We start from the raw sequence: 23,143 nt of genomic DNA on the forward strand, positions 1-23,143 counted from the left end.
GCCGGCCTTCACTTTTTGTAAAACAGGATGTTGATTTCATGAGCAAGCAAGTCACTCTCTACGGCATTCCCAACTGCGACACCGTGAAGAAGGCGCGCACCTGGCTCGATGCCAACGGCGTCGCGTACACCTTCCACGATTTCAAGAAGGCAGGACTGGATGCCGGTCTGGTGAAAACCTGGCTCAAGGACATTCCCTGGGACACACTGGTCAATCGCAAAGGCACAACCTGGCGCGGCCTGTCCGACGAACGCAAGGCGAGCATCACCGACAACGCCAGCGCCACGGCGCTGATCGTGGAGCTGCCGTCCATCGTCAAGCGGCCGGTGCTGCAGACCAGTGAGGCGCCTGCGCAGGTCGGTTTTACCGCAGACCTTTATCAACAGATTTTCAAGAACTGATTTCAAGAATTCATCATGAGCAAAACCCTTGCCCTGACCCAGGAACTGATCGCCCTCTCCTCCGTGACGCCGGAAGACAAAGGCTGCCAGGCGCGCCTGGCTGAACTGCTGGCGCCGCTCGGCTTCGTCTGCGAAACCATCCAGTCCGGCGACGTCACCAACCTGTGGGCGCGCAAGGGCACCACGCAGCCTCTGCTGGCGTTTGCAGGGCATACCGACGTGGTGCCGACCGGCCCGGTCGACAAGTGGCAGTCGCCGCCGTTCGTGCCGACGCAACGCGACGGCAAACTGTTCGGCCGCGGCGCGTCCGACATGAAGACCTCGATTGCCGCGATGGTCGTTGCGGTCGAAGAATTCGTCGCTGCGCATCCCGACCACAAGGGCTCAATCGGTTTCCTGATCACCAGCGATGAAGAAGGACCCGCCACCGACGGCACCGTGATCGTCTGCAACCAACTGAAGGCGCGCGGCGAACAGCTCGACTACTGCATCGTCGGCGAACCGACGTCGGCCAAACAGCTGGGCGACATGATCAAGAACGGCCGCCGCGGCACCATGTCCGGCAAGCTCATCGTCAAGGGTATCCAGGGCCACATCGCCTATCCGCAACTGGCGAAGAATCCCATTCACCTGGCAGCGCCGGCATTGGCCGAACTGGTCGCAGAGAAATGGGACGAGGGCAATGAATACTACCTGCCGACCTCGTGGCAGATGTCGAACATCCACGGCGGCACCGGTGCATCGAATGTGATCCCGGGCGATGTCGTGATCGACTTCAATTTCCGCTTCTCGACGGCGAGCACGGTCGAAGGCTTGCAGCAGCGCGTGCACGCCATCCTTGACAAGCACGGCTTCGAGTACGACCTCAAATGGACCGTCGGCGGCCTGCCGTTCCTGACGCCGCGCGGCAACCTGAGCGACGCGTTGGCCTCGGCGATCAAGGCAGAGACCGGCCTCGACACTGAACTGTCGACCACCGGCGGCACCTCCGATGGTCGTTTCATCGCGCAGATCTGCCCACAGGTGATTGAGTTCGGACCGCCCAATGACAGTATCCACAAGATCGACGAATACATCGAAGTGCGCTACATCGATCCGCTGAAGAACATCTATCGCCGCACCATGGAAAACCTGTTGCTGTAGTCCGCAGCGGATCCTGCCAGCCAAGCCCTATTCACTATGTACAGACCGAGAATATCGATCATGACGCCAAACAATTTCGCCACCGTGCGCGATATCCTGCGCTACGCCATCACCCGCTTCAATACCGAGAAGCTGTTCTTCGGCCACGGCACCAACAACGCCTTCGATGAAGCCGCCTATCTGATCCTGCACACGTTGAAACTGCCGCTGGACCAGCTCGAGCCTTTTCTCGATGCACGCCTGCTGCAAGGCGAAATCGACAATCTGTTGCGCGTGATCATGCGCCGCACCGAAGACCGCGTGCCGGCCGCCTACATCACCAACGAAGCCTGGCTCGGTGGCTATCGATTCTTCGTCGATGAACGCGTGATCGTGCCGCGTTCATTCATTGCCGAACTGATTCCCGAACATTTCTCGCCGTGGGTGCAGGACCCGGCGCAAGTCGAGAACATCCTCGACCTGTGCACCGGTTCCGGCTGCCTGCCCATCCTGATGGCAGATGCCTTCCCGCAGGCGCGCGTGGAAGCCGTCGACATTTCGCCGGAAGCGCTGCAAGTGGCGCGCCGCAACGTCGACGACTACGAGCTGGGCGATCGCATCAACCTGGTGGAATCCGACCTGTACACCAAACTGCCGGCTCGCAAGTACGATCTGATCATCAGCAATCCGCCGTACGTCAATTCGGATTCGATGAGCAAGTTGCCGCAGGAATACCTGCAGGAACCGCAAATCGCGCTGGCCGGCGGCAAGGACGGCATGGACCTGGTGCGCAAGATCGTCAAGGGCGCAGCCCAGCGCCTGACGCCGAACGGCGTGCTGATCGTCGAGATCGGCAACGAACGCGCCTACGCCGAAGCCGCCTTCCCCGACCTGGAACTGACCTGGGTCACGACCAGCGCCGGCGACGACATGGTGTTCCTGGTGACGGCTGATCAATTGCAGCACCTGGCCTGATTTTTTGCGTCGCTTCCAAGTTTCGCCTTTCAGTTTCGTTTCCACCTGATTTTTATTCTTTGATTGCAGTTTCCCGATGATTCGTTTTCAGCAAGTTACCCTGGCCCGCGGCGTTAAACCCTTGCTGGAGAATGTCGATGTCACCCTCAACCCGGGCGACAAGATCGGTCTTATCGGCGCCAACGGCGCCGGCAAATCCAGCCTGTTCGCCATGCTGCGCGGCGAACTGCATGCCGACCAGGGCAACATCGACTATCCGACCAAATGGCGCGTCGCCTATGTCGCCCAGGAAACCCCGGCGCTCGACCGCGCGGCGGTGGAATACGCGATCGACGGCGACGTCACCTTGCGCCGCCTGGAAGCCCAGTTGGCTGCCGCTGAAGCCGAACCGGAAAGCGCCGAAAACGGCATCCGCATCGGTGAACTGTATGGCGCCCTGGCCGACGCCGATGTCTACACGGTGCGTTCGCGCGCCGAGCAACTGCTGCTGGGCCTGGGCTTCACGCTGGAACAGATGGAACGCCCGGTCGCGAGTTTCTCCGGCGGCTGGCGCATGCGCCTGAATCTGGCGCAGGCGCTGATGTGTCCATCCGATCTGCTGCTGCTCGATGAACCGACCAATCACTTGGATCTGGACGCCATCATCTGGCTGGAAGACTGGCTCAAGCGCTATGCCGGCACGCTGATCATCATTTCCCATGATCGCGATTTCCTCGACGGCGTGGTCAACGTGATCGTGCATATCGACGAGCGCAAGCTGAAACGCTATTCCGGCAACTACTCCGCCTTCGAACGCCAACGCGCCGCCCAGCTCGAACTGGCGGCCGGCATGATCGAGAAACAGATGCGTCAACGCGCCCATTTGCACTCCTTCATTGATCGCTTCAAGGCGAAAGCAAGCAAGGCCAGACAGGCCCAAAGCCGCATGAAGGCCCTGGCGAAGATGGAAGAACTGGCGCCCCTGCGCGCCGCCGCCGAGTTTTCATTTGAATTCCGCGAGCCGCTGTCGGCGCCGAATCCATTGCTGGTCATGGAAAAGGTCAACGCCGGCTATCGCAGCGAAGATCCGGAAACCTACGAAATCTCCGAAAAGGTCATCGTCGGCGGCATCGATTTTTCACTGCAGACCGGCCAGCGCATCGGCCTGCTCGGCGTCAACGGCGCCGGTAAATCGACGCTGATCAAAACCATCGCCAATGAACTGGACCCGATCGCCGGCACCGCCCAGTTCGGCAAGGGCCTGGTGATCGGCTACTTCGCCCAGCATCAGGTCGAAATGCTGCGTCACGACGAATCGCCTCTGTGGCATCTGGCGCGCATCGCGCCGGATGTGCGCGAGCAAGAGCTGCGCAACTTCCTCGGCAGCTTCAACTTCAACGGCGTCATGGCGTCGTCGAGCATCGCGCCGTTTTCCGGCGGCGAAAAGGCGCGTCTGGCGCTGGCGCTGATCGTCTGGCAACGCCCCAACCTGCTGCTGCTCGATGAACCGACCAACCATCTGGACCTGGAAACCCGCGAAGCGCTGACCATGGCGTTGGCGCAGTTCGAAGGCACACTGGTCCTGGTATCCCATGATCGCCATCTGCTGCGCGCCACCACCGACCAGTTCCTGATCGTCGCCGACGGCAAGCTGCAACCGTTCGACGGCGACCTGGACGATTACCGCGACTGGCTGTTCAAGACCAAGCTGGCCGCCAAGAACAGCGCGACGGAAGCCGCGCAAGCTGCTGCCGCCAAGCCGAAGGCCGAACCCAAGATCGTGCAGAAAGCGCCGGAACCGGTTGCGGCTGAAGCCGCCGTCGGCGACCGTCGCGAGCAAAAGCGTCTGGACGCCGGAGAACGCCAGCGCCTGGCCGGTCTGAAAAAGCCGATCGAATCGCGCATCAAGCGTCTGGAAGAACAGATCGCCAAATGCAATGAAAAGAAGGCCGTCATCGATGCCCGCCTGGCTGCACCGGATATCTACGACGCCGCCAACAAGGAAGAACTGAAGAAGCTGATCGCCGACCAGGCTTATTGCACCAAGGAACTGGAGCAACTGGAAGAAGACTGGCTGGGTCAGCAGGAAGCGCTGGAACAGCTGGTCGCCTGAGGGGACCACTGAAGGCCTGGATAAGCGCGACGCCAGATCGTCTTTTATCCAGCCTCCCCATATAAACTTCTTACGTAGATGTCTTTGGTCTAAGATTGAAAAACGATTAAGCTGCTCGCATATCGGGTTTCCACCGATCAATACAGAACATCAAAAGGAACAGACATGGCATTCACTTCATTCCGCAAATTGTCCCCCTTGCTGGCCGGCCTGCTGCTGGTCAGCGCCACTGTCGGCGCGCATGCAGCCGACCTGCTCGACACCGTCAAGGCCCGCGGCACACTGAAGGTAGCGCTGGAAGGCAACTATCCACCGTTCAACTTCAAGGATCCGAAGACCAGCGAACTGACCGGCTTTGAAGTCGACGTCGCCAAGCTGCTGGCCGCCAAGCTGGGCCTCAAGCCCGAATTCACCACCACCGAGTGGAGCGGAATCCTGGCGGGTCTGGGCGCCGGCAAGTACGACGTCATCATCAACCAGGTCGGCATCACCGACGAGCGTCAGAAGGCGTTCGACTTTTCCGATCCGTACACCCTGTCGAGCGCGCAGCTGATCGTGCGCAAGGACGAGAAGCGCGAATTCAAGAGCCTGGAAGACCTCAAGGGCAAGAAGCTCGGCCTGGGTCAGGGCACCAACTTCGAACAGAAGGCCAAGGCCGTTCCCGGCATCGAGGTCAAGACTTACCCAGGCTCGCCTGAATACCTGTCCGACCTGGCCAGCGGCCGCATCGATGCAGCGCTGAACGACAGCCTGCTGGTCGGTTACCTGCTGAAGTCGTCGAACCTGCCGCTCAAGGGCGGTTCGCCGATCGGCACCGTTGACAAGATCGGCATTCCGTTCCAGAAGGGCAATCCGCAATTCAAGGCCGCACTGAATAAGGCGCTGGCCGAGATCCTCAAAGACGGCAGCTTCAAGCAGGCGTCGGTCAAGTGGTTCGGCATTGACGTGAGCAAGCCGCCGACCGCACAATAAGCTCCTGATTCCTTTTCAAACCGATATCCCCGCACTGTTGCGGGGATATTTTTATTTGCCGACAAAAAATGGAAATTTGGGATTTGCTGCGCCAGGCCGCGCCGATCATGCTCAGGGGTACCGGCTATACGCTGCTGTTCGCCTTGTCCTCAATGCTGGGCGGACTGGTGCTCGGCTTTGCCCTCGCAGTGGCGCGTATCGTACCGTGGAAGTTCGTGCACTGGCCGGCCGCCGTCTATGTCAGCCTGATGCGCGGCACGCCGCTGCTGGTGCAGATCTTCGTGGTCTATTACGGCTTACCCAGCGTCGGCATCGAATTCTCGCCGCTCATGGCGGGCGTACTGACGCTGAGCCTGAACGCGGGTGCGTATCTGTCCGAGAGCCTGCGCGGCGCCATCCTCGGCGTCACCCGCGGCCAATGGAGCGCCAGCTACAGCCTCGGTCTGACTTATCCGCAAACGCTGCGCTACGTCGTGGTGCCACAGGCGATCCGCATCGCCGTGCCGTCGATGAGCAATACCTTGATCAGCCTGATCAAGGACAGTTCGCTGGTGTCGGTCATCACCGTCACCGAGCTGATGCTGTCGACCAAGGAAATCATCGCCGTGACCTTCCGGCCGCTGCCTTTGTACATTGCGGCGGCGATGGTGTACTGGCTCCTGAGCATCTGCTTTGAGGCCTTGCAACATCGGCTGGAGAAAAAACTGGAGCGCGCGCATCAGGCCTGATCCTGCCTCTTCAATGCTTCGCCCATGAAAGACAACAAAAAGCCCGGACTGAACAGCCCGGGCTTTTTGTTGTCTTTCCTGCGGTGTTGTCAGCGCTTGATCAGCGTTTGACGCGGTAGATATCCTGTCCTGCTTCATCAATCTGGCGCCGCAGTTCGCGCCGTTCATCCGGGCTCAGTTTGCCGCGGCGCTGGTTGGCGTCCTGCTCCTGCTGTTGCGGTCGATTGCCGCCGTTGCCGAAATTATTGCCGCCCTGGTGACGCAGATCGGTCGGTTGCACCGGTCCGCCGCGCGAGCCTTCCGGAGGGCGCGCATGCGCGCCGGCAGCGCTCAGCGCGAGCACGACTGCAACAATACCTATCCTCTTAGTTACGGCAATATTCATAGCGGCATTTTTCCACATTTTCAAGCCATCGACAAAGTGCTTCATCAATGTAGCCAGTGTAGGTTGCCCAGCCGGATGGTATAAGATGATTAAGGTAAGGTATGTAACAGTTTGTAATCTTTGGCCTGTTACATATTGCCGATCGCCGCGAAGACGCTACCATAACGCCATGAATACGACCAACACAAGCACGACAGCTACTCCGGCCCACCAATCGAAAATCCTGGTGGTGGATGACGACATCCGTTTGCGCGACCTTCTGCGCCGTTACCTGACCGAGCAAGGCTTCAACGTCGTCACGGCGGAAAACGCCCAGGCGATGAACAAGCTGTGGATCCGCGAGCGTTACGACCTGCTCGTACTGGATCTGATGCTGCCCGGCGAAGATGGCCTCGCCATCTGCCGTCGCCTGCGCGGCGCCGGCGACCAGACACCGATCATCATGCTGACCGCCAAGGGCGAAGATGTGGATCGCATCATCGGCCTCGAAATGGGCGCCGACGATTACCTGCCCAAGCCATTCAATCCGCGCGAGCTGGTAGCGCGCATCAATGCGGTCCTGCGCCGCAAGGGTCCGGACGAATTGCCGGGCGCGCCTTCGGAATCGCCGGAGTCGTTCGAGTTCGGTGAATTCGTGCTTGATCTCGGCACCCGCACCTTGAAGAAAAAAGGCGAGACCGTGCCGCTGACCACCGGTGAATTCTCGGTGCTGAAGGTGTTCGCACGCAATGCGCGCCAGCCGCTGTCACGCGAGAAGCTGATGGAAATGGCGCGCGGCCGTGAATATGAAGTATTTGACCGCAGCCTCGACGTGCAGATCTCGCGCCTGCGCAAACTGATCGAACCCGACCCGGCCAATCCGCTTTACATCCAGACCGTGTGGGGCCTCGGCTACGTCTTCATCCCCGAGGGCAAGCCGCGCTGATGCGCCTACCCAATCCGGCCACCGGCATTCACAACATGAGCTATCAAGCGCGCCAACGATGGTTCAGCAACGGTCTGTTCTGGCGCACCTTCTTTTTGCTGACTTTCCTGATCACCGCCAGCATGGTGGCGTGGGTGGCCAGTTTCCGCATGGTCGAACGTGGTCCGCGCGCCGAACAGCTCGCGGCGCAGATCGTCTCCGTCGTCACTATCACGCGCGCCGCCCTCACCCATTCGGCGCCCGAAATGCGCCGCGAATTGCTGTTCGACCTGGCCAGCAACGAAGGCATCCGCATCTATCCGCTCGAAAAAACCGACAAGATTGCGCCGCCCGACGATTCGCCGGTGTTGCCGGAGCTGGAGTTCTACGTCAAGCAGGCGATGGGTGACGACACCCAGTTTGCGTCGGGGGTCAACGACGTCGACGGCTTCTGGATCAGTTTCAAGATTGACGAGGACGCCTATTGGCTCATGCTCGACCGGGGCCGGCTTGATCGCACCTCGAGCCTGCAATGGCTGGGCTGGGGCTCGATTGCGCTGGTGCTGTCGCTGATCGGCGCAGTCTTCATCTCAACCCTGATCAACCAGCCGCTGGCACGCCTGACCGCTGCTGCACGCGCCATCGCCAAGGGCAAGCAACCCGATCCGCTGCCGGAATCGGGACCGACTGAAATCCGCGAAGCCAATCTCAGCTTCAATCAGATGGTGGCCGATCTGGATCGCATCGAATCCGACCGCGCCGTCATTTTGGCCGGCATTTCTCACGATCTGCGCACGCCGCTGGCACGCATGCAGCTGGAAGTCGAAATGGCCAGGTTGTCCGACGAAGCGCGCGACGGCATGCATTCCGATCTGGCCCAGATGGACGCCATCATCGGCCAGTTCCTCGACTACGCCAAACCATTCGACAGCAGCAGTTTCATGCCCGTGGATTTGTCGGGACTGCTGGAAGACGCCGCCAACAACTCCAAGCGCCTGAGCGACGTCATGGTCAGCACCGCGATCTCGCCCGACGTCGACGTCATGGGCAACACGGTCGAGCTCGAACGCATCATCAGCAACCTCATCGAAAACGCGCGCCGCTACGGCAAGACCGACGGCACCGAGGTCGCCAATATCGACATCCTGTGCAAGATCGAAGACCGCCACGTCAAGGTCGAAATTTCCGACCATGGCCCAGGCGCACCGGAGAGCGAACTGGAGCACCTGCTGCGCCCCTTCACGCGACTCGACACCGCGCGCGGCCAGGCCAACGGATCCGGACTTGGGCTGGCGATCGTCAACCGTATCGTGATCCGCCACAACGGCAAGCTGGCCCTGCGCAATCGCGACGGCGGCGGCCTCGTGGTGCAAATGATGTTCCCGACTGTTCCGGTTCGCGGCGGCAATCCGCGCAAGCAGGCGACCTAGCCGTGGCGCTGTTGCGCACGGCGCTCGTCGCTACGCTCGGTGTTGCTCTTGCGAGCGCCGTATCGGCACAAACCCGCGTTGATCGCACGCTCAGCGTTCCGGCTACCGGCGCCCCTGCCATCGTCTCGCCGCATGCCGCCGCCGTGACGCCGCCACCGCAAAGCACAGCGCCAGCACCTCCAGTTCCACGCGGACCCAGCGGGTCTTACGCCGCCGATGCAATGGGTGCCACCATCCTGGCAAAAAATGCGGATTACGAGACCACCTTTTCCATCGGCACGCCGGTGCCTCCGGGCGCATCGATCAGCAATGTGTCATGGAGATACGGCTTGTCGGAAAAGCCCGTGGGATTTGAAGCAGTGCTGTGCTGGAACAACCGCCAGCGCTGCTGGAACGTGACCAACAACGCCAGCGGCAGCACCGGCGCATTCAACGGCAAGGACGCCGCGCAGCCATTCACGCTGCACTACCGTGTCAAGGGCGGCGGCCAGCTCGGGCCGCCGGCGCGCGGCGAAATGAATCAGGTGATTGTCACCTACCAGCTGCCGGGCTGAGCCCGCGCTTCGACACCATCATTCGTCGATGTCGCGGATCTTCTGCAGTGCCTCGTCGATGCGTTCGACCGCGACCACTTTCAATCCTTCGATATCCTGCTTCGGCGCATTGGCCTTCGGGATCATCGCGATGGAGAATCCCAACTTGGCGGCCTCACGCAGCCGCTCCTGACCACGCGGCGCGGGACGGATCTCGCCGGCCAGGCCGACTTCGCCGAACACCACCAGCCCACGCGGCAACGGTTTGTTGCGCATCGAGGAGTTGATCGCCAGCAGCACCGCCAGGTCGGCGGCCGGTTCGGTGATCTTGACGCCGCCGACGGCGTTGATGAAGACGTCCTGATCGAAAGCGGCGATACCGGCATGGCGGTGCAACACCGCCAGCAACATCGCCAGGCGATTTTGCTCAAGACCGACCGACAAGCGACGCGCGTTGGGCACGTGCGAGCTGTCGACCAGCGCCTGGATTTCCACCAGCAAGGGACGCGTGCCTTCCTGCGTCACCATCACGCAGGAACCCGGCACCTGGCTGTCGTGCTGCGACAGGAACAGCGCAGAAGGATTCGACACGCCCTTGAGGCCCTTCTCTGTCATGGCGAACACGCCGAGTTCGTTGACCGCACCGAAGCGGTTCTTGAACGCGCGCACCAGACGGAAACTGGAATGCGTGTCGCCTTCGAAATACAGCACCGTGTCGACGATATGTTCCAGCACACGTGGACCGGCCAGCGCGCCTTCCTTGGTGACGTGGCCGACCATGATGATGGTGGTGTCGGAAGTCTTGGCAAAACGCGTCAGTTGCGCCGCGCATTCGCGCACTTGCGCCACCGAACCGGGCGCCGAGGACAACGCGTCCGAATAAATGGTCTGGATTGAGTCGATCACGGCGACATCGGGCTTGTGTTCAGCCAGCGTCGAGAGGATCTTTTCGAGCTGGATTTCTGCCTGCAGCTTGAGGTCCTTGGCGTCCACTGCCAGACGTTTCGCGCGCAAGGCGATCTGTGAACCCGACTCTTCGCCGCTGACATACAGCACGTGCTTGAGTTTGGAAATATTACCCAGGGCCTGCAACAGCAAGGTCGATTTGCCGATGCCCGGATCGCCGCCGATCAGCACCACACCGCCCGGCACCAGTCCGCCGCCAAGCACCCGGTCGAACTCTTCGATGCCGGTGCCGAAACGCGGCACGTCAATCGCTTCGATATCAACCAGCGACAACACCGGCGCAGTCTGCGCCAGCCCCTGAGGCTGGTTGGAATAACGATTCACGCCGGCCGTTTCGACCAGGGTTTCCACCAGCGTATTCCACTGGCCGCAGGCCGGGCATTGTCCCGCCCATTTGTTGCTGATGCCGCCGCATTCGGTGCATGTGTAATTCGTTTTGGCTTTTGCCATATCGCTTCTTCTCAGTTCTTCTCTAGCACGGTGACGCGCGGCGCCAATGCACACATCAATTCATAGCCGATCGTACCCGCTGCAAACGCAACCTCGTCGATCGGAAGTTCTTCGCCCCACAGCACCACGCGGCTGCCCACGCCGGCGCCTGGGATATGGCTCAGGTCCACCGTCAGCATGTCCATCGATACGCGTCCGATGGTGCCGGTGCGCACGCCGTCGACGATCACCGGCGTGTTGTTGGGCGCATGGCGCGGATAGCCGTCGGCGTAACCGCAGGCGACGATGCCGATCTTCATGGCCTTGTCGGCGACGAAACGGCTGCCGTAGCCGACCGCGTCGCCGGGACCGATATCCTGCACACCGATGATCTTGCTCTCCAGCGTCATGGCGGCGCGCAAGCCGAATTCTTTGGCGGTGCCGCCGCCCGGTGTGCCGCCGTACAGCATCACGCCGGCGCGCACCCATTCATAGGCCAGGTCGGCATGCATCAGGTCAGCCGCCGAATTGGCCGCGCTATGCGCTCCCGCCAGCCCTGCGGTGGCAGCATTGAAGCGCTTGACCTGCTCGGCCAGCGGCAGGTCGGGATTGGCCGGATCGTCGGCATTGGCGAAATGGGTGATCATGGTGATGCTGCGCACGCAAGCCAGCTTCTGCAGCCGCTCGTATGCGGCACGATAAGCCTCGGGCTTGAAGCCGAGGCGGTTCATGCCGCTGTTCATCTTGAGGTGGACGTCAAACTGCGCTGCCTGTGCATCAAGGCCGGCAGCTTCCAGCAAGGCGATCTGTTCGTCGCAATGCACCGCGAACTGCAGGCCGTGCTGCGCCAGCACCAGGATGTCGTCGGCATCGAAAAAACCTTCCAGCAGCAGGATGGGCTTGTTCCAACCGAGCTCACGCAGTTGCACGGCATAATTGACCTCAATCAGCGCCAAGCCGTCGGCGTCGGCAAACGCCCGCACCGCGCGTCCCAGACCATGCCCGTATGCCTGCGCTTTGACTACGGCCCAGGCCTTGGCATGCGGCGCACGTGATTTGGCAACGGCGAGATTATGTTGTAGTGCAGAAATATCAATAGTGGCGACGATTGGTCTTGGCATAAGCGCTCATGGAATACTGGAAACGAAATACTGAACTGAAAGCCGGGAAAGCAGATGAAAACGAGGATAAAACGCCGGGAACCGGGCCAAATCCCCTGCTTCGGGAACAAGCTGCCATTTTACCGGACCAACTTGTTTCGAAGAAGCGGGAAAGACGTCGGTCCAAACGAGTCGACCGCTTATTTCTACCCATCATACTTATCACTGGCATGTCATCTTTTCATGGTATAAAGCAAGCCGGAGATAATTTGTCACATCTTGGATACGGATGAATCGCGGCTTTTACACCATCATGGCGGCGCAGTTTTTTTCGTCGCTTGCCGATAATGCACTGCTGATCGCAGCTATTGCACTCCTCTCGGAGATGCACTCTCCGGCATGGATGACGCCGCTGTTGAAATTATTCTTCGTGCTCTCATACGTGCTGCTGGCGGCGTTCGTCGGCGCCTTCGCAGATGCGTTCCCCAAGGGCAAGGTGATGTTCATCACCAACCTGATCAAAGTGGTCGGTTGCGCCCTCATGTTCTTTACCGTACATCCCTTGATCGCCTATGCCGTGGTCGGCTTCGGCGCTGCGGCGTATTCGCCGGCCAAATACGGCATCCTGACCGAACTGCTTCCGCCCGAAAAGCTCGTGGCCGCCAATGGCTGGATCGAAGGACTGACGGTCGGCTCCATCATCTTCGGCACGGTATTGGGCGGTGCACTGGTCAATCCGCATATTGCCTCGGCCTTGCTGGCCTTCGATTTCCCGGTGTTCGACTTCGGCATCAACACCCCTACCGAAGCCGCACTCTGCATCATCACCGTCATCTATATCGTCGCGGCCTTCTTCAACCTCAACATCCCCGACACCGGCGCCCGTTACGCCCACCAGCAGCACAATCCCATCAAACTGATCGCCGACTTCGGAAACTGCTTCACCACTTTGTGGAAAGACAAGCTCGGCCAGATTTCGCTGGCGGTCACGACGCTGTTCTGGGGCGCCGGCGCCACGCTGCAATTCATCGTACTGAAATGGGCGGAAAAATCCCTGCATATGGCGCTCGACAAAGCCGCCATCCTGCAAGGCGTGGTGGCGCTTGGCGTTGCATTGGGAGCAGTCGGCGCAGCGCGCTTCGTGCCGCTCAAGAAGTCCCTGTCGGTCATGCCGCTGGGCATCATCATGGGCCTGGTCGTGATGGCCATGACCATGGTGACGTCGATCTGGGTCGCTTACCCGCTGCTGATCATCATCGGCGCGTTGTCCGGTTATTTCGTGGTGCCGATGAACGCGCTGCTGCAACACCGCGGCCATGTGCTGATGAGTGCCGGCCATTCGATCGCCGTACAGAATTTCAATGAAAACCTCTCGGTGCTGACCATGCTGGTGCTGTACGCGATCATGGTGCGCCTCAATCTCGACGTCAATATCGTGATCCTGATCTTCGGCGTCTTCGTCGCCAGCATCATGTACCTGATCATGCGCCGTCACGACGCCAACCAGCGCGAACATGACTCGCTGGCGCTGATCGGCGAACACAAGCACGACGAATAAAAAGTATGTAAAAAACATAAAAAAAACCGTACGCTTTTTTCATTGTGCAACTCAAATCATTCCACTAAATCTGCACCACCGCATGCTGTACGCGCTGCGCCGCCTTGCCGCGCCAGTCGTCCGGCACCAGGAAGCCCCGTCGACGTTCCAGCGCCACGTCACCTTCGACGTCGCACACGGCAATCATGACCGGCGCCAGCGTCTCATTGAACAGCAATTGCACCGTTTCGAGCAACTGAGCTCGGGACAGGGTTTTCCCCGTTGCGGCCCGCGCCGGCGCCAGCCATTCAAGACGCGGCAGCACCAGATAGCGCTCGCTGTCGTTGACCTCAAGCGCCGACAATTCGCACCAGAATCCGCGGCAATGCTGCGCTGAAATACCCAGCGCCGCCGGTATCGATGCCGCCTCGGTCGTCTCGCCATAGAACAGCCAGCCCTTGACCAGAGCCTGCGCACGCGTGACCGGTTGCGGCAGGTATTGCGCTGCCGCCGGATGCGCCGATAGCATCAATTGCTGCTGCATGATCTTGTCCATCTTGGCACCGAGCGAGTCGGCCAGGTTAGGCCCGACGAACGCGTCGGCCTGCATCTGGTCGCGATGTGCTTCGAGCAGGTAAAACTTGGTCGCGAACTCCCAATGCACCACACCCGATCGACCGTCACCATGTGCTTCGTCATGGACAATAAAATCGAACTCGCCGATGGTGTCGTTGGGGCCGTTGCGCACCTGGACGTTGTGCGCAAGCAGCCGGCCGGTCTGCTGCAGATAGAACGTCAGCAGCTTTTCCGCATAACGCCCGAGGCGTGCAGACGGTTGCGTATTAATCAGCAGGTACAACTCGCGCGGGTTCTTGTCGAGCGCCTGCAACCACGTGATGTCCATCTCGCTGAGCGTTCCCAACGAAGCGATGCGTCCGTTCCAGCGCGGCGACTGGGCGTCCAGCAGATCGGGGGCATCCAGCAACCATGCCAGCGCGCGCACGTGCGGATCGCGTAACGACGACCAGCGCCGATGAAATTGCTGCTGGCAGGACAAGGACGGTGCGGTCTGCAGATCAGTCTGAGGTGTTGGCATAAGTTGTCATCGCAAGGCAGAGATCGGCCCAGGCCTTGCTCTTGTCGCCAAGCTGTCGCAACAGATAAGCCGGGTGGTAGGTTACGACAAGCGGCAAGTCCTGATAGCGATGGACCGTGCCGCGCAGTTTGGAAACAGGGGTGGCCGGATCCAGGCCGAGCAGCGACAGCGCGGCGGTCTTGCCGAGCGCCACCAGCACGGTGGGCTGGATCAGTGCGATCTGGCGCTGCAGGTAAGGCAGGCAGGATGCCACTTCCTGCGGCGAAGGCGGACGATCCTTGCCGTTCTCGTCGGTGGGACGGCATTTGACGATGTTGGCAATGAAGGCATTCTCGCCGCGCTTGAGACCCATGGCGACCAGCATGTTGTCGAGCAGCTTGCCGGCCGGGCCGACGAACGGTTCTCCCTGCATGTCCTCGTTGCGGCCCGGACCTTCGCCGATGAACAGCCATTTGGCTTTTTCATCGCCGACGCCGAAGACGGTCTTCTTGCGGCCGTTGCACAAGCCGCACTGGCGGCACTCCGCAACGGTTTCCTTGAGCTTGGCCCAATCCATGGTGGCGATGGCCGGATTGATCCTGATAACGGGCTCGTCGTCTTCGTCGTCATAGGGCATGAAACCGGGCGGCGCCATGTCGGCATCACTCATTTCGTTCAGCCATGGCGGCAGGCCGTCGTCTTGCATCGGAGCAGGGCTGGAAGCCGATGCCTGCCGTGCAACCGGTTGCGCCGGCCGCTGCGGAACCGGTGCAGACGTTGCGGTTACGGGCGCTGCCGTAGCTGCCGTAGCTACCGTAGCTGTTGGCGCCGCAACGACTTCGACTTCCGGCGCAGCAGCCTCGACTGTTTCAATGGCAAGGTGGCGGCGGACCCAGACCGGACCCACGCCGATTTCTTCCAATATCCGGGCCGAAGCGGCAAATGTATTCTGACTCATAGTGGCAGGCTCATCACGATCGCGTCTTCGCGCGTATGTTGATTGGCGGGATAGTAATTTTTGCGACGTCCGATTTCGACAAAACCGTAACGCCGGTACACATGCAGCGCACGCAGGTTCGACACGCGCACTTCCAGCAGCATGACAGCCATTCGGTGCTTGCGCGCCAGATCGACCGCATATTCCAGCAAAAGATGACCGAAACCTTCGCCCTGCGCATCTGCGGCGACGCTGATATTGAGCAGGTGTGCTTCATCCACTGCTTCCATGACCAGGAAATAGCCAAGCAAGCGCCCCGAACGGTCGCGCATGGTCAGCGTCTGGTAGCCGCTGTACAGCGAATCAAGGAAATTGCCGCGCGTCCAGGGATGTGGGTACACGCTGTCCTCGATCTGCACGACTTCGGCCACATCGTCGACCTTCATGGCAGCAAATGTCAGTGCGCCAAACTTGCTCTCCAGGGTATGCAGCAAGGCGTCGTTGTTCACGCCGCACCTTTGGCAAGATCGCGCACCTGACGCTCAGCCGTGGTCAGCGCGACCTTGTTGCGCAGGTACAGGGGTTGCGCTTCCTGCAGCGATACGGTCTTGCCTTGCGCGACCATGCGCCGACCCAGCGTGGCCACCTGCGCAGCGTGCGGCATCAGTTGCGCCAGTGCTGCGGCAGCAAACGACTGCCCGGCAAAATCCTGCGCATATGCCGTCAGGCCGTTGCCACAGGCCTGCACATGCCCTTGCGGTGCAACCGCAACTGCCGAGGACAAGCTTGGCGCAAGCACGCTTTCCCAACCGTCTGCGCCATGACGATACTGGGCCCAGTAGACCTCGCCCATGCGCGCGTCCAGCACCGCCAGCACATCGCTTGCAGCGCCTTGTGTCGCTTCCAGGCAAGCCTGCGCCATGGCTTCCAGCGTCACCACCGGCGCCACCGGCAAATCGCTGCCGAACGCCAGCCCCTGCACCACGCCGCATGCCGTGCGCACGCCGGTGAACGAGCCGGGTCCAACGCCGAAGGCAATGGCGTCGCAGCGAGACAGCGCAATGCCGGCCTGGGCCAGCAGTTGCTGGACCATCGGCAAAATGGTTTCGGAATGGGTCTGTACGCCCAGCGATTCGCGGAAGATCAGCTCATCACCATGCAGCAGTGCTGCCGAGGCGAGTTCGGTGGAAGTTTCGATGGCAAGAATGATAGACATCCCGCTATTTTACCGCGCCGTGCCCTCCCCGCCCCTGTCGGAAAACGACTATTCGGGGAGAACCGGGTTACAGACCCGCTTGCGCCTGTTTCGTGCTTCCGGAGTAGAATAGGCCGCCTTATGTCCTATCAGATCCTCTCCGCCAGCAACCGCGACGAACTCGCTGCCGCCCTCGCCGGCGACAAATGGGTCGTGGCCTGCCTGTGCGCCGGCTGGTGCGGCAGTTGCCGCGACTATGCAGTCAATTTTGCAGCCTGGGCCGAGCGCCGTCCGGAACATCATTTCGTCTGGATCGACATCGAAGACCAGGCCGATCTGGTGGGCGACCTTGACGTGGACAATTTCCCGACGTTGCTGATGCAGCGCGGCTCCACCGTCGCCTTTTTCGGTCCAATGGAGCCAGATACGCGCCAGGCCGAACGCCTGTTGCAGGCGCTGTCCGAAACCGATCAGCAAGAACTGGAGCGGGAAGCCGGCAGCACGGCGCAACGCCGCGCCTGGCAAGAAGGCGATCTCAAGAAACGCCTCGGCAGTCTGTCCGACGCCGCTTGAGCCGGCCTTAACTCGTCTCTTCTCATCTATTCGCGATCATAGCCACGGATCGCTTTCCGGATGCGGGAAGCGCTCCGAGATGAAATCCACGAAGCTGCGCACCTTGGCCGACAGCAACCGCCGGCTCGGATACGCCATCATCACAGAAACCTGCCCCATATCGAAATCGGCCAGCACGCGTTGCAGCTTGCCGCAGCGCAGATCGTCGCCGAGGCTGAATGACGGTCGCATCGTAATGCCCATGCCGGCCAGCGCAAAATCGCGCAACAGCAATGCGCTGTTGGAAACCACCTGGCTAGTGATCGGGATGTCGCGAATCCCTTCTTCCGTCTTCACATGCCAGTAGTGGCGCAGATGTTCGTGCGAAAAATTGAGGCAGGCATGCCGGCTCAGCTCATCGGGTGTCTGCGGCGCGCCGTGTTTTTCCAGATAGGACGGCGACGCACAGAGCACCACTTCGGCCACCCCGATCTTGCGCACCACCATGCTGGCGTCGAATTTTTGCAGGCTGCTGAAAAACCCGATGTCCAGGCCCTCTTCCACCAGATCCATGGTGCGTTCCGACACCGACACGTCGAGCACCACATCCGGATAGGCGGCAGAATAGTCGGCCAGCAGCTTGCCGAGCTGGCCCTGACCGAAGCCGACGTGCGAATACAGCGACAGCGTGCCGGCGGGCTTCTTGGTCGCCATCGCCACGATGGCCTCCGCTTCTTCGATCTCCGGCAGGATGTGCCGCACCCGCTCCAGAAAAGCCTGGCCCGACTCGGTCAGCGACAAGCGACGCGTGGAGCGATTCAGCAAGCGCGTGCCGAGATGATTCTCCAGATCGACGATATAGCGCGTCACCACGGCGTTCGACAGCGACATGATTTCCGCCGCCCGCACGAAACTGCCCTGCTCCACGACCTTCGCAAACACTTTCATTGAGTGCAGACGATCCATTTTTCAAGCCCTCGATTGTTTCTTTATCCGAAATAGTGCATTGCCATTAGACCTATTTTTCTCGCACGAAGCAATGGATACACTGTGCTTCATCGATGGGGAGCAAGCAGCCACAAGCCAACCGCCCCCACATCGACGTGTACTTTCATTTACCGTCCTTTTGGGAGAATTACCATGAACACCAAGCAAATCACTGCCGCTATCGTCCTGTTTGCCGCTGCCGGCGCCGCCATGGCCGAATCGCCATTTCCACCCGAAACCAAGTTCGTGTCGACCAAGACCCGCACCGAAGTCGTTTCCGAACTGCAACAAGCGCAAGCACAAGGCCTGATCACCAACGGCAACAACTACCCTATCGTGATTCAAGCACGCAGCCCGCTGTCCCGCGGCGAAGTCATCAGCCAATCGAAGTCGGCCGTTGACGGCAGCGTCTACACCGGCGCCTGATCACTCATCGTGTCAATGCTGTAAGCAACAAGCACTATTGCGGCCCGCCCGCAACCACCGTCTACCTTGGTCGTCCTGCCGTTCGGCAGCACCATGGTGGATGGCGTGTTCAACCTCTTCCGCGCATTTCCCTCCCGCATCAAACCATGCAAAACCAGCCAGAAATGGGCTGAAAAACGCATGAAAAACCCTGTTTTTACCTGCTTTTGCTTGTGATTTTGGCCTGCCCACTGTAAAGTCGAGGGTTTGTTTCCTCCGGTCTTTTCGCAGTTTTTTCGCAACCCGGCAACAAATAGCAGCACCCAAGAGCATCACTCAGTCACGCAATTCAGACCTACTTCCTATGGCTTTATACGTTCACAAATACGGCGGCACTTCGATGGGCTCGACAGAGCGCATCAAGAATGTCGCCAAGCGCGTTGCCAAGTGGCACGACGCAGGCCACCAGATCGTTGTCGTTCCTTCCGCAATGTCTGGTGAAACCAACCGTTTGCTGGGTCTGGCCAAGGACATCATGGCCCAACCCGACTCCCGCGAACTGGACATGCTGGCATCGACCGGAGAACAGGTTTCCGTCGCCTTGCTGGCCATGGCGCTGAAGGCGATCGGCAAAGAAGCCGTCTCCTACGCCGGCTGGCAAGTACCGATCAAGACCGATTCGGCCTTCACCAAGGCGCGCATCCGTTCAATCGACGACGCCAAGGTGCGCAAGGACCTGAACGCAGGCCGTATCGTGATCATTACCGGCTTCCAGGGCGTTGACGCCGACGGCAACATCACCACGCTCGGACGCGGCGGTTCCGATACGTCCGCCGTAGCCGTGGCTGCTGCGATCAAGGCTGCCGAATGCCTGATCTACACCGACGTCGACGGCGTCTACACGACCGACCCGCGCGTGGTCAGCGAAGCACGCCGCCTGAACACCGTGACGTTTGAAGAAATGCTCGAAATGGCGTCGCTGGGCTCCAAGGTCCTGCAGATCCGCTCGGTGGAATTCGCCGGCAACTACAAAATGCCGACGCGCGTCCTGTCGTCGCTGACCGACCCACTAATGTCGCTGGAAGAAGAGACCAAGTCCGGCACACTGATTTCGTTTGAGGAAGACACCAAGATGGAACAAGCAACCATTACCGGCATCGCATTCAGCCGCGATGAAGCCAAGATTACCGTGCTGGGCGTGCCAGATCGTCCGGGCATTGCCTATCAAATCCTCGGCCCGATCGCCGACGCCAACATCGAAGTGGACATGATCATCCAGAATCAGTCCGTCGAAGGCAAAACCGACTTCACCTTCACCGTACCGCGCGCCGAATACGCCAAGGCCATTGAAGTCCTGAACGCCAGCGTCAAGGCCCACATCGGCGCGGCCAGCATCGTCGGCGACACCAAGGTGTCGAAGGTCTCCGTGGTCGGCGTCGGCATGCGCAGCCATGTCGGTATCGCCTCGCAGATGTTCCGCACGCTGTCGGAAGAAGGCGTCAACATCCAGATGATCTCCACCTCCGAAATCAAGATCTCGGTCCTGATCGACGAAAAATACATGGAACTGGCGGTACGCGCATTGCACAAGGCGTTCGACCTGGAAAACGGCAAGTAATACGACCGGTCATCGAAGCTCGTCGAATGGAAAATAATCCATTCAAAACAGCAGAGTTTCATTGACCAAATCCGCATGAAAAGATATTATGCGGGCTTCTTTGCTGAGGCAGCGCAGTATCTGTCTACAGCGTGGAGACGTGGCCGAGTGGTCGAAGGCACTTCCCTGCTAAGGAAGCATATGGGCTTAAACCTGTATCGAGGGTTCGAATCCCTCCGTCTCCGCCAGAATACAAACACCCGCTTCGGCGGGTGTTTTTATTTAAGCTTCCATTTCGTTTACGCAGCAAACCCCTTATGCGGGGACGAGTAAGCCGCCTGCGCGGCTTACGTGAGGGATTCGAAGGGAATCGCTTGCAAGCGATTCAGCGGCCTGCGAAACGTAGGCGAATCCCTCCGTCTCCAGCAGAATACAAACGCCCGCTTTTGCGGGCGTTTGTATTTTGTAGTCCATTTTTTGCGCAGCAAATCCATATCCGGGAATGAGTAAGCCGCCTGCGTGAATCTTTTATGAGAATCGCCGGCAGCGATTCAATGGCCTGCCGTACACAAGCGCCCCTCAGTCTCGCCAGCCCTCTCTCGCCCTCGCATTTTTTCTATATTCATTCGCTTTCTGCTGCGGCATTGGTGCTATCCGTGCGCTGATGCCAGACATACCCCAAAGATTGAATTATTTTCATTATCATTCAGGAATGAAGAAACATGGTTTTTTATCACCCAACCTCCCTGCTCTGATTGCTAACATCCGCAAAAATGGCGCCTGTCAGTTCGCTGTCGCGGAAGCCTTCAACGAACTCGGGATGTGCGCACTCCGCGATATCAACGCCAATCCCGCCAGCCAGCAAGAGGCCCTCGGGGACTCGCTGTTTGGTCGCGTACTGACCTCGTTTCAATCCGCAATCATTCTTTGCGAACGCGGGCTGTTGTCGGATGCCGCGACTCTGATCCGGTCGGCAGCGGAAACTGCGATCATTCTGACCGCCGTCGCCAGGGACGAAGATGTCTGCGACACGTTGACCCTCGGAATAATGCATCAGGAACGTACACTGGCGCTATCGTGGCTGCATGAGTCGCCGGTCAATATGGTCCTCAGCAAAGAGGATGTCGCCACTCTGGAGAGTAGAATCGCCGCAATCGACAGGGACTATCCTGCCGTCAAAAACCTGGAGGATGCCCCCATCAAACTCGACATTCTTGCGGACACTTACGGGAGTTCTGCTCTCTACAACATCGTGCGCCGCACTAGCGCGCTCAACGCGGTGCATGCCACGCTGGGAGCACTCAGGCGTCGGGCAAAGGGCGACTCCGCTCTCGCCGTTCAAGGATTCAAATTCGGCCCTGACGAAGAGGATCTTCCTGCAACCTTGTCGGATGCGCTTTCAGTGATGTCATCTGCGTTGATATCGATCTATCATCGCTTCCCTGAAGTGGAGCATCAGGATGATTTCGAAAAGTGCCTGGCAGCCTGGCGATCGCTATCGATCTGAGTGCACGCTATCGCTGGTAAGCTGGTCTATCTGGCCAGCCTGAAATCAACACTGTCGGGCCGTCCAGGCAAATTGAGCCGTGCATGCGCCGGCGGCGCCTGGCTGATCACGACGCCGCGACGGATCACGAGACGGCGCGCTGCGCGCAGGCGGATTGCTTCGATCGGGTCGCCGGCGTCCAACACCACCAAGTCGGCATGGCAACCGACCTGCAAGCCGTATCCTTCCAGTCCCAGGATGCGCGCCGGCGTTTCCGTCACGGCGCGGAAACAGCTGCGCATGGCCTCCTGCCCTGTCATTTGCGCCACGTGCAAACCCATGTGCGCCACTTCCAGCATGTCGCCCGAACCGAGGCTGTACCACGGATCCATGGCGCAGTCGTGACCAAAGGCGACATCGATGCCAGCGGCTATCAACTCCGGCACGCGCGTCATGCCGCGTCGCTTCGGATAGGTGTCGTGACGGCCTTGCAGCGTGATGTTGATCAGCGGATTGGCGATGGCCGCAACGCCGGCTTCGCGGATCAGCGGCAGCAGTTTGCTGACGTAGTAATTGTCCATCGAATGCATCGATGTCAGGTGCGATCCGGTAACCCTGCCCTGCAACCCCAGGCGCTGCGCATGATAAGCCATGGTTTCGATATGGCGCGACATGGGGTCGTCGGATTCGTCGCAATGCATGTCGACGCGCAGGCCCTTTTCGGCGGCAAATTCGAACAACAATCTGACTGACTCCGCGCCGTCGGCCATGGTTCGTTCGAAATGCGGGATGCCGCCAACCACGTCAACGCCCATGGCGATCGCGCGCTTCAGATTGGCGAAGGCAGTCGGACTGCGTAACAGGCCATCCTGCGGAAACGCCACCAGTTGCAGGTCGAGGTAAGGCGCGACCAGTTTCTTCACGTGCAGCAAAGCTTCCACTGCCAGCAGACGATCGTCGCAGATGTCGACATGCGAACGAATCGCCAGCAGACCGCGTGCCACGGCCCAGTCGCAATACTGCAACGCGCGCTCGACCAGCGCCTGTTGCGTCAGCTCCGGTTTCAGCTCGCCCCACAGCGCAATGCCTTCGAGCAGCGTGCCGGATGCATTCACGCGCGGCAGACCGTAGCTCAGCGTAGCGTCCATGTGGAAATGCGCATCGACAAACGGCGGTGTCACCAGATCGCCGGCGACGTCGATTTCCTGTGCGCCCTTCATGTTCAGCGCAGGGCCGACTGCCGCGATGCGACCGGCTTCAATGGCGATATCCGCCTGTTGGCCGCCGTCCGGCAGCGTGACGTTGCGTAAGACCAGATCCATGTGGCATCTCCTT

At 60.0% G+C, this 23,143-nt stretch carries 24 protein-coding genes and 1 tRNA gene; 16 read left to right on the plus strand and 9 right to left on the minus strand.

Going from position 1 to position 23,143, the window contains the following annotated elements:
- The first annotated feature begins 38 nt into the window (after positions 1-38).
- The 6 genes from E4P32_RS07840 to E4P32_RS07865 all read left to right on the plus strand — a co-directional run bounded on the left by E4P32_RS07840 (position 39) and on the right by E4P32_RS07865 (position 6,290).
- Positions 39-401, plus strand: a complete 363-nt coding sequence (locus E4P32_RS07840) for an ArsC family reductase (protein ID WP_116432493.1) — start codon at positions 39-41, stop codon at positions 399-401.
- Positions 402-416: 15 nt separating this feature from the next.
- Positions 417-1,544 carry a succinyl-diaminopimelate desuccinylase gene (dapE, locus tag E4P32_RS07845; RefSeq protein WP_116432492.1) on the plus strand — a complete coding sequence of 376 codons (1,128 nt, stop codon included), beginning with the start codon at positions 417-419 and terminating at the stop codon, positions 1,542-1,544.
- A 60-nt stretch (positions 1,545-1,604) separates the two neighbouring features.
- Positions 1,605-2,498 (plus strand): 50S ribosomal protein L3 N(5)-glutamine methyltransferase, encoded by an 894-nt coding sequence (gene prmB, locus E4P32_RS07850; RefSeq protein ID WP_116432491.1) that lies wholly within the window; start codon positions 1,605-1,607, stop codon positions 2,496-2,498.
- 76 nt (positions 2,499-2,574) lie between these two features.
- Positions 2,575-4,590 (plus strand): ATP-binding cassette domain-containing protein, encoded by a 2,016-nt coding sequence (locus E4P32_RS07855; protein WP_116432490.1) that lies wholly within the window; start codon positions 2,575-2,577, stop codon positions 4,588-4,590.
- A 165-nt stretch (positions 4,591-4,755) separates the two neighbouring features.
- A complete protein-coding gene (locus tag E4P32_RS07860) occupies positions 4,756-5,562 on the plus strand; it encodes a cystine ABC transporter substrate-binding protein (protein WP_116432489.1) in 807 nt (268 codons plus the stop codon).
- A gap of 68 nt (positions 5,563-5,630) precedes the next feature.
- Positions 5,631-6,290: an amino acid ABC transporter permease gene (locus E4P32_RS07865; protein WP_116432488.1), complete on the plus strand. Its 660-nt coding sequence runs from the start codon at positions 5,631-5,633 to the stop codon at positions 6,288-6,290.
- Positions 6,291-6,390: 100 nt separating this feature from the next.
- Here E4P32_RS07865 and E4P32_RS07870 read toward each other — a convergent pair whose 3' ends face one another.
- Positions 6,391-6,675, minus strand: a complete 285-nt coding sequence (locus E4P32_RS07870; protein WP_167735725.1) for a hypothetical protein — start codon at positions 6,673-6,675, stop codon at positions 6,391-6,393.
- A 169-nt stretch (positions 6,676-6,844) separates the two neighbouring features.
- Here E4P32_RS07870 and ompR point away from each other — a divergent pair, with 169 nt between their 5' ends.
- The 3 genes from ompR to E4P32_RS07885 are packed head-to-tail and all read left to right on the plus strand — an operon-like array spanning position 6,845 to position 9,563.
- Positions 6,845-7,600 carry a two-component system response regulator OmpR gene (ompR, locus tag E4P32_RS07875; protein WP_029363066.1) on the plus strand — a complete coding sequence of 252 codons (756 nt, stop codon included), beginning with the start codon at positions 6,845-6,847 and terminating at the stop codon, positions 7,598-7,600.
- Between the two features lie 35 nt (positions 7,601-7,635).
- Positions 7,636-9,009: a sensor histidine kinase gene (locus tag E4P32_RS07880; protein WP_116433841.1), complete on the plus strand. Its 1,374-nt coding sequence runs from the start codon at positions 7,636-7,638 to the stop codon at positions 9,007-9,009.
- Positions 9,010-9,011: 2 nt separating this feature from the next.
- The gene (locus E4P32_RS07885; protein ID WP_199525557.1) at positions 9,012-9,563 is read left to right on the plus strand and encodes a flagellar protein FlhE; all 552 of its coding nucleotides are present in this window, start codon (positions 9,012-9,014) and stop codon (positions 9,561-9,563) included.
- A gap of 18 nt (positions 9,564-9,581) precedes the next feature.
- Here E4P32_RS07885 and radA read toward each other — a convergent pair whose 3' ends face one another.
- Positions 9,582-10,958: a DNA repair protein RadA gene (gene radA, locus E4P32_RS07890; protein WP_116432486.1), complete on the minus strand. Its 1,377-nt coding sequence runs from the start codon at positions 10,956-10,958 to the stop codon at positions 9,582-9,584.
- Positions 10,959-10,969: 11 nt separating this feature from the next.
- Positions 10,970-12,058 carry an alanine racemase gene (gene alr / locus E4P32_RS07895; RefSeq protein WP_116432485.1) on the minus strand — a complete coding sequence of 363 codons (1,089 nt, stop codon included), beginning with the start codon at positions 12,056-12,058 and terminating at the stop codon, positions 10,970-10,972.
- Positions 12,059-12,066: 8 nt separating this feature from the next.
- On the opposite strand from alr, the gene E4P32_RS07900 reads away from it, so the two are divergent.
- Together E4P32_RS07900 and lplT are read left to right on the plus strand one after the other, a co-directional pair.
- On the plus strand, positions 12,067-12,330 hold the full coding sequence (locus tag E4P32_RS07900; protein WP_135008720.1) for a hypothetical protein: 264 nt from the start codon (positions 12,067-12,069) through the stop codon (positions 12,328-12,330).
- Positions 12,327-13,595 carry a lysophospholipid transporter LplT gene (lplT, locus tag E4P32_RS07905; RefSeq protein ID WP_116432484.1) on the plus strand — a complete coding sequence of 423 codons (1,269 nt, stop codon included), beginning with the start codon at positions 12,327-12,329 and terminating at the stop codon, positions 13,593-13,595. Before E4P32_RS07900 ends, lplT begins: the two co-directional genes overlap by 4 nt.
- 64 nt (positions 13,596-13,659) lie before the next feature.
- Here the strand turns inward: lplT and E4P32_RS07910 are convergent, their stop codons facing one another.
- From E4P32_RS07910 to tsaB, 4 genes are read right to left on the minus strand one after another with little or no spacing between them, the layout of a single operon-like run.
- The gene (locus tag E4P32_RS07910) at positions 13,660-14,670 is read right to left on the minus strand and encodes a DUF1853 family protein (RefSeq protein WP_116432483.1); all 1,011 of its coding nucleotides are present in this window, start codon (positions 14,668-14,670) and stop codon (positions 13,660-13,662) included.
- Positions 14,651-15,607, minus strand: coding sequence for a uracil-DNA glycosylase (locus E4P32_RS07915; RefSeq protein WP_116432482.1), 957 nt, complete (start codon positions 15,605-15,607; stop codon positions 14,651-14,653). The genes E4P32_RS07910 and E4P32_RS07915 overlap by 20 nt, the downstream gene beginning before the upstream one ends.
- Positions 15,604-16,032, minus strand: a complete 429-nt coding sequence (gene rimI / locus E4P32_RS07920) for a ribosomal protein S18-alanine N-acetyltransferase (RefSeq protein ID WP_233526599.1) — start codon at positions 16,030-16,032, stop codon at positions 15,604-15,606. Before rimI ends, E4P32_RS07915 begins: the two co-directional genes overlap by 4 nt.
- A 59-nt stretch (positions 16,033-16,091) precedes the next feature.
- Complete coding sequence (tsaB, locus tag E4P32_RS07925; protein WP_116432480.1) at positions 16,092-16,802, minus strand: tRNA (adenosine(37)-N6)-threonylcarbamoyltransferase complex dimerization subunit type 1 TsaB; 711 nt, start codon at positions 16,800-16,802, stop codon at positions 16,092-16,094.
- A 120-nt stretch (positions 16,803-16,922) separates the two neighbouring features.
- On the opposite strand from tsaB, the gene E4P32_RS07930 reads away from it, so the two are divergent.
- Positions 16,923-17,354 (plus strand): thioredoxin family protein, encoded by a 432-nt coding sequence (locus E4P32_RS07930; protein ID WP_116432479.1) that lies wholly within the window; start codon positions 16,923-16,925, stop codon positions 17,352-17,354.
- Between the two features lie 36 nt (positions 17,355-17,390).
- Here the strand turns inward: E4P32_RS07930 and E4P32_RS07935 are convergent, their stop codons facing one another.
- Complete coding sequence (locus tag E4P32_RS07935; RefSeq protein ID WP_116432478.1) at positions 17,391-18,299, minus strand: LysR family transcriptional regulator; 909 nt, start codon at positions 18,297-18,299, stop codon at positions 17,391-17,393.
- 174 nt (positions 18,300-18,473) lie between these two features.
- On the opposite strand from E4P32_RS07935, the gene E4P32_RS07940 reads away from it, so the two are divergent.
- From E4P32_RS07940 to E4P32_RS07955, 4 genes are all read left to right on the plus strand, one after another.
- Complete coding sequence (locus E4P32_RS07940; protein ID WP_116432477.1) at positions 18,474-18,746, plus strand: DUF4148 domain-containing protein; 273 nt, start codon at positions 18,474-18,476, stop codon at positions 18,744-18,746.
- Positions 18,747-19,089: 343 nt separating this feature from the next.
- Complete coding sequence (locus tag E4P32_RS07945) at positions 19,090-20,343, plus strand: aspartate kinase (protein WP_116432475.1); 1,254 nt, start codon at positions 19,090-19,092, stop codon at positions 20,341-20,343.
- 133 nt (positions 20,344-20,476) lie between these two features.
- Positions 20,477-20,570 (plus strand) — tRNA-Ser (locus tag E4P32_RS07950).
- A 416-nt stretch (positions 20,571-20,986) separates the two neighbouring features.
- Positions 20,987-21,829 carry a DUF5677 domain-containing protein gene (locus tag E4P32_RS07955; protein WP_135008721.1) on the plus strand — a complete coding sequence of 281 codons (843 nt, stop codon included), beginning with the start codon at positions 20,987-20,989 and terminating at the stop codon, positions 21,827-21,829.
- Positions 21,830-21,855: 26 nt separating this feature from the next.
- Here E4P32_RS07955 and E4P32_RS07960 read toward each other — a convergent pair whose 3' ends face one another.
- Positions 21,856-23,130 carry an amidohydrolase family protein gene (locus tag E4P32_RS07960; protein ID WP_116432473.1) on the minus strand — a complete coding sequence of 425 codons (1,275 nt, stop codon included), beginning with the start codon at positions 23,128-23,130 and terminating at the stop codon, positions 21,856-21,858.
- Positions 23,131-23,143 lie beyond the last annotated feature (13 nt).

It is taken from the genome of Herbaspirillum sp. 3R11, assembly GCF_004563925.1.
In the GTDB taxonomy this organism is placed as follows: domain Bacteria; phylum Pseudomonadota; class Gammaproteobacteria; order Burkholderiales; family Burkholderiaceae_D; genus Herbaspirillum.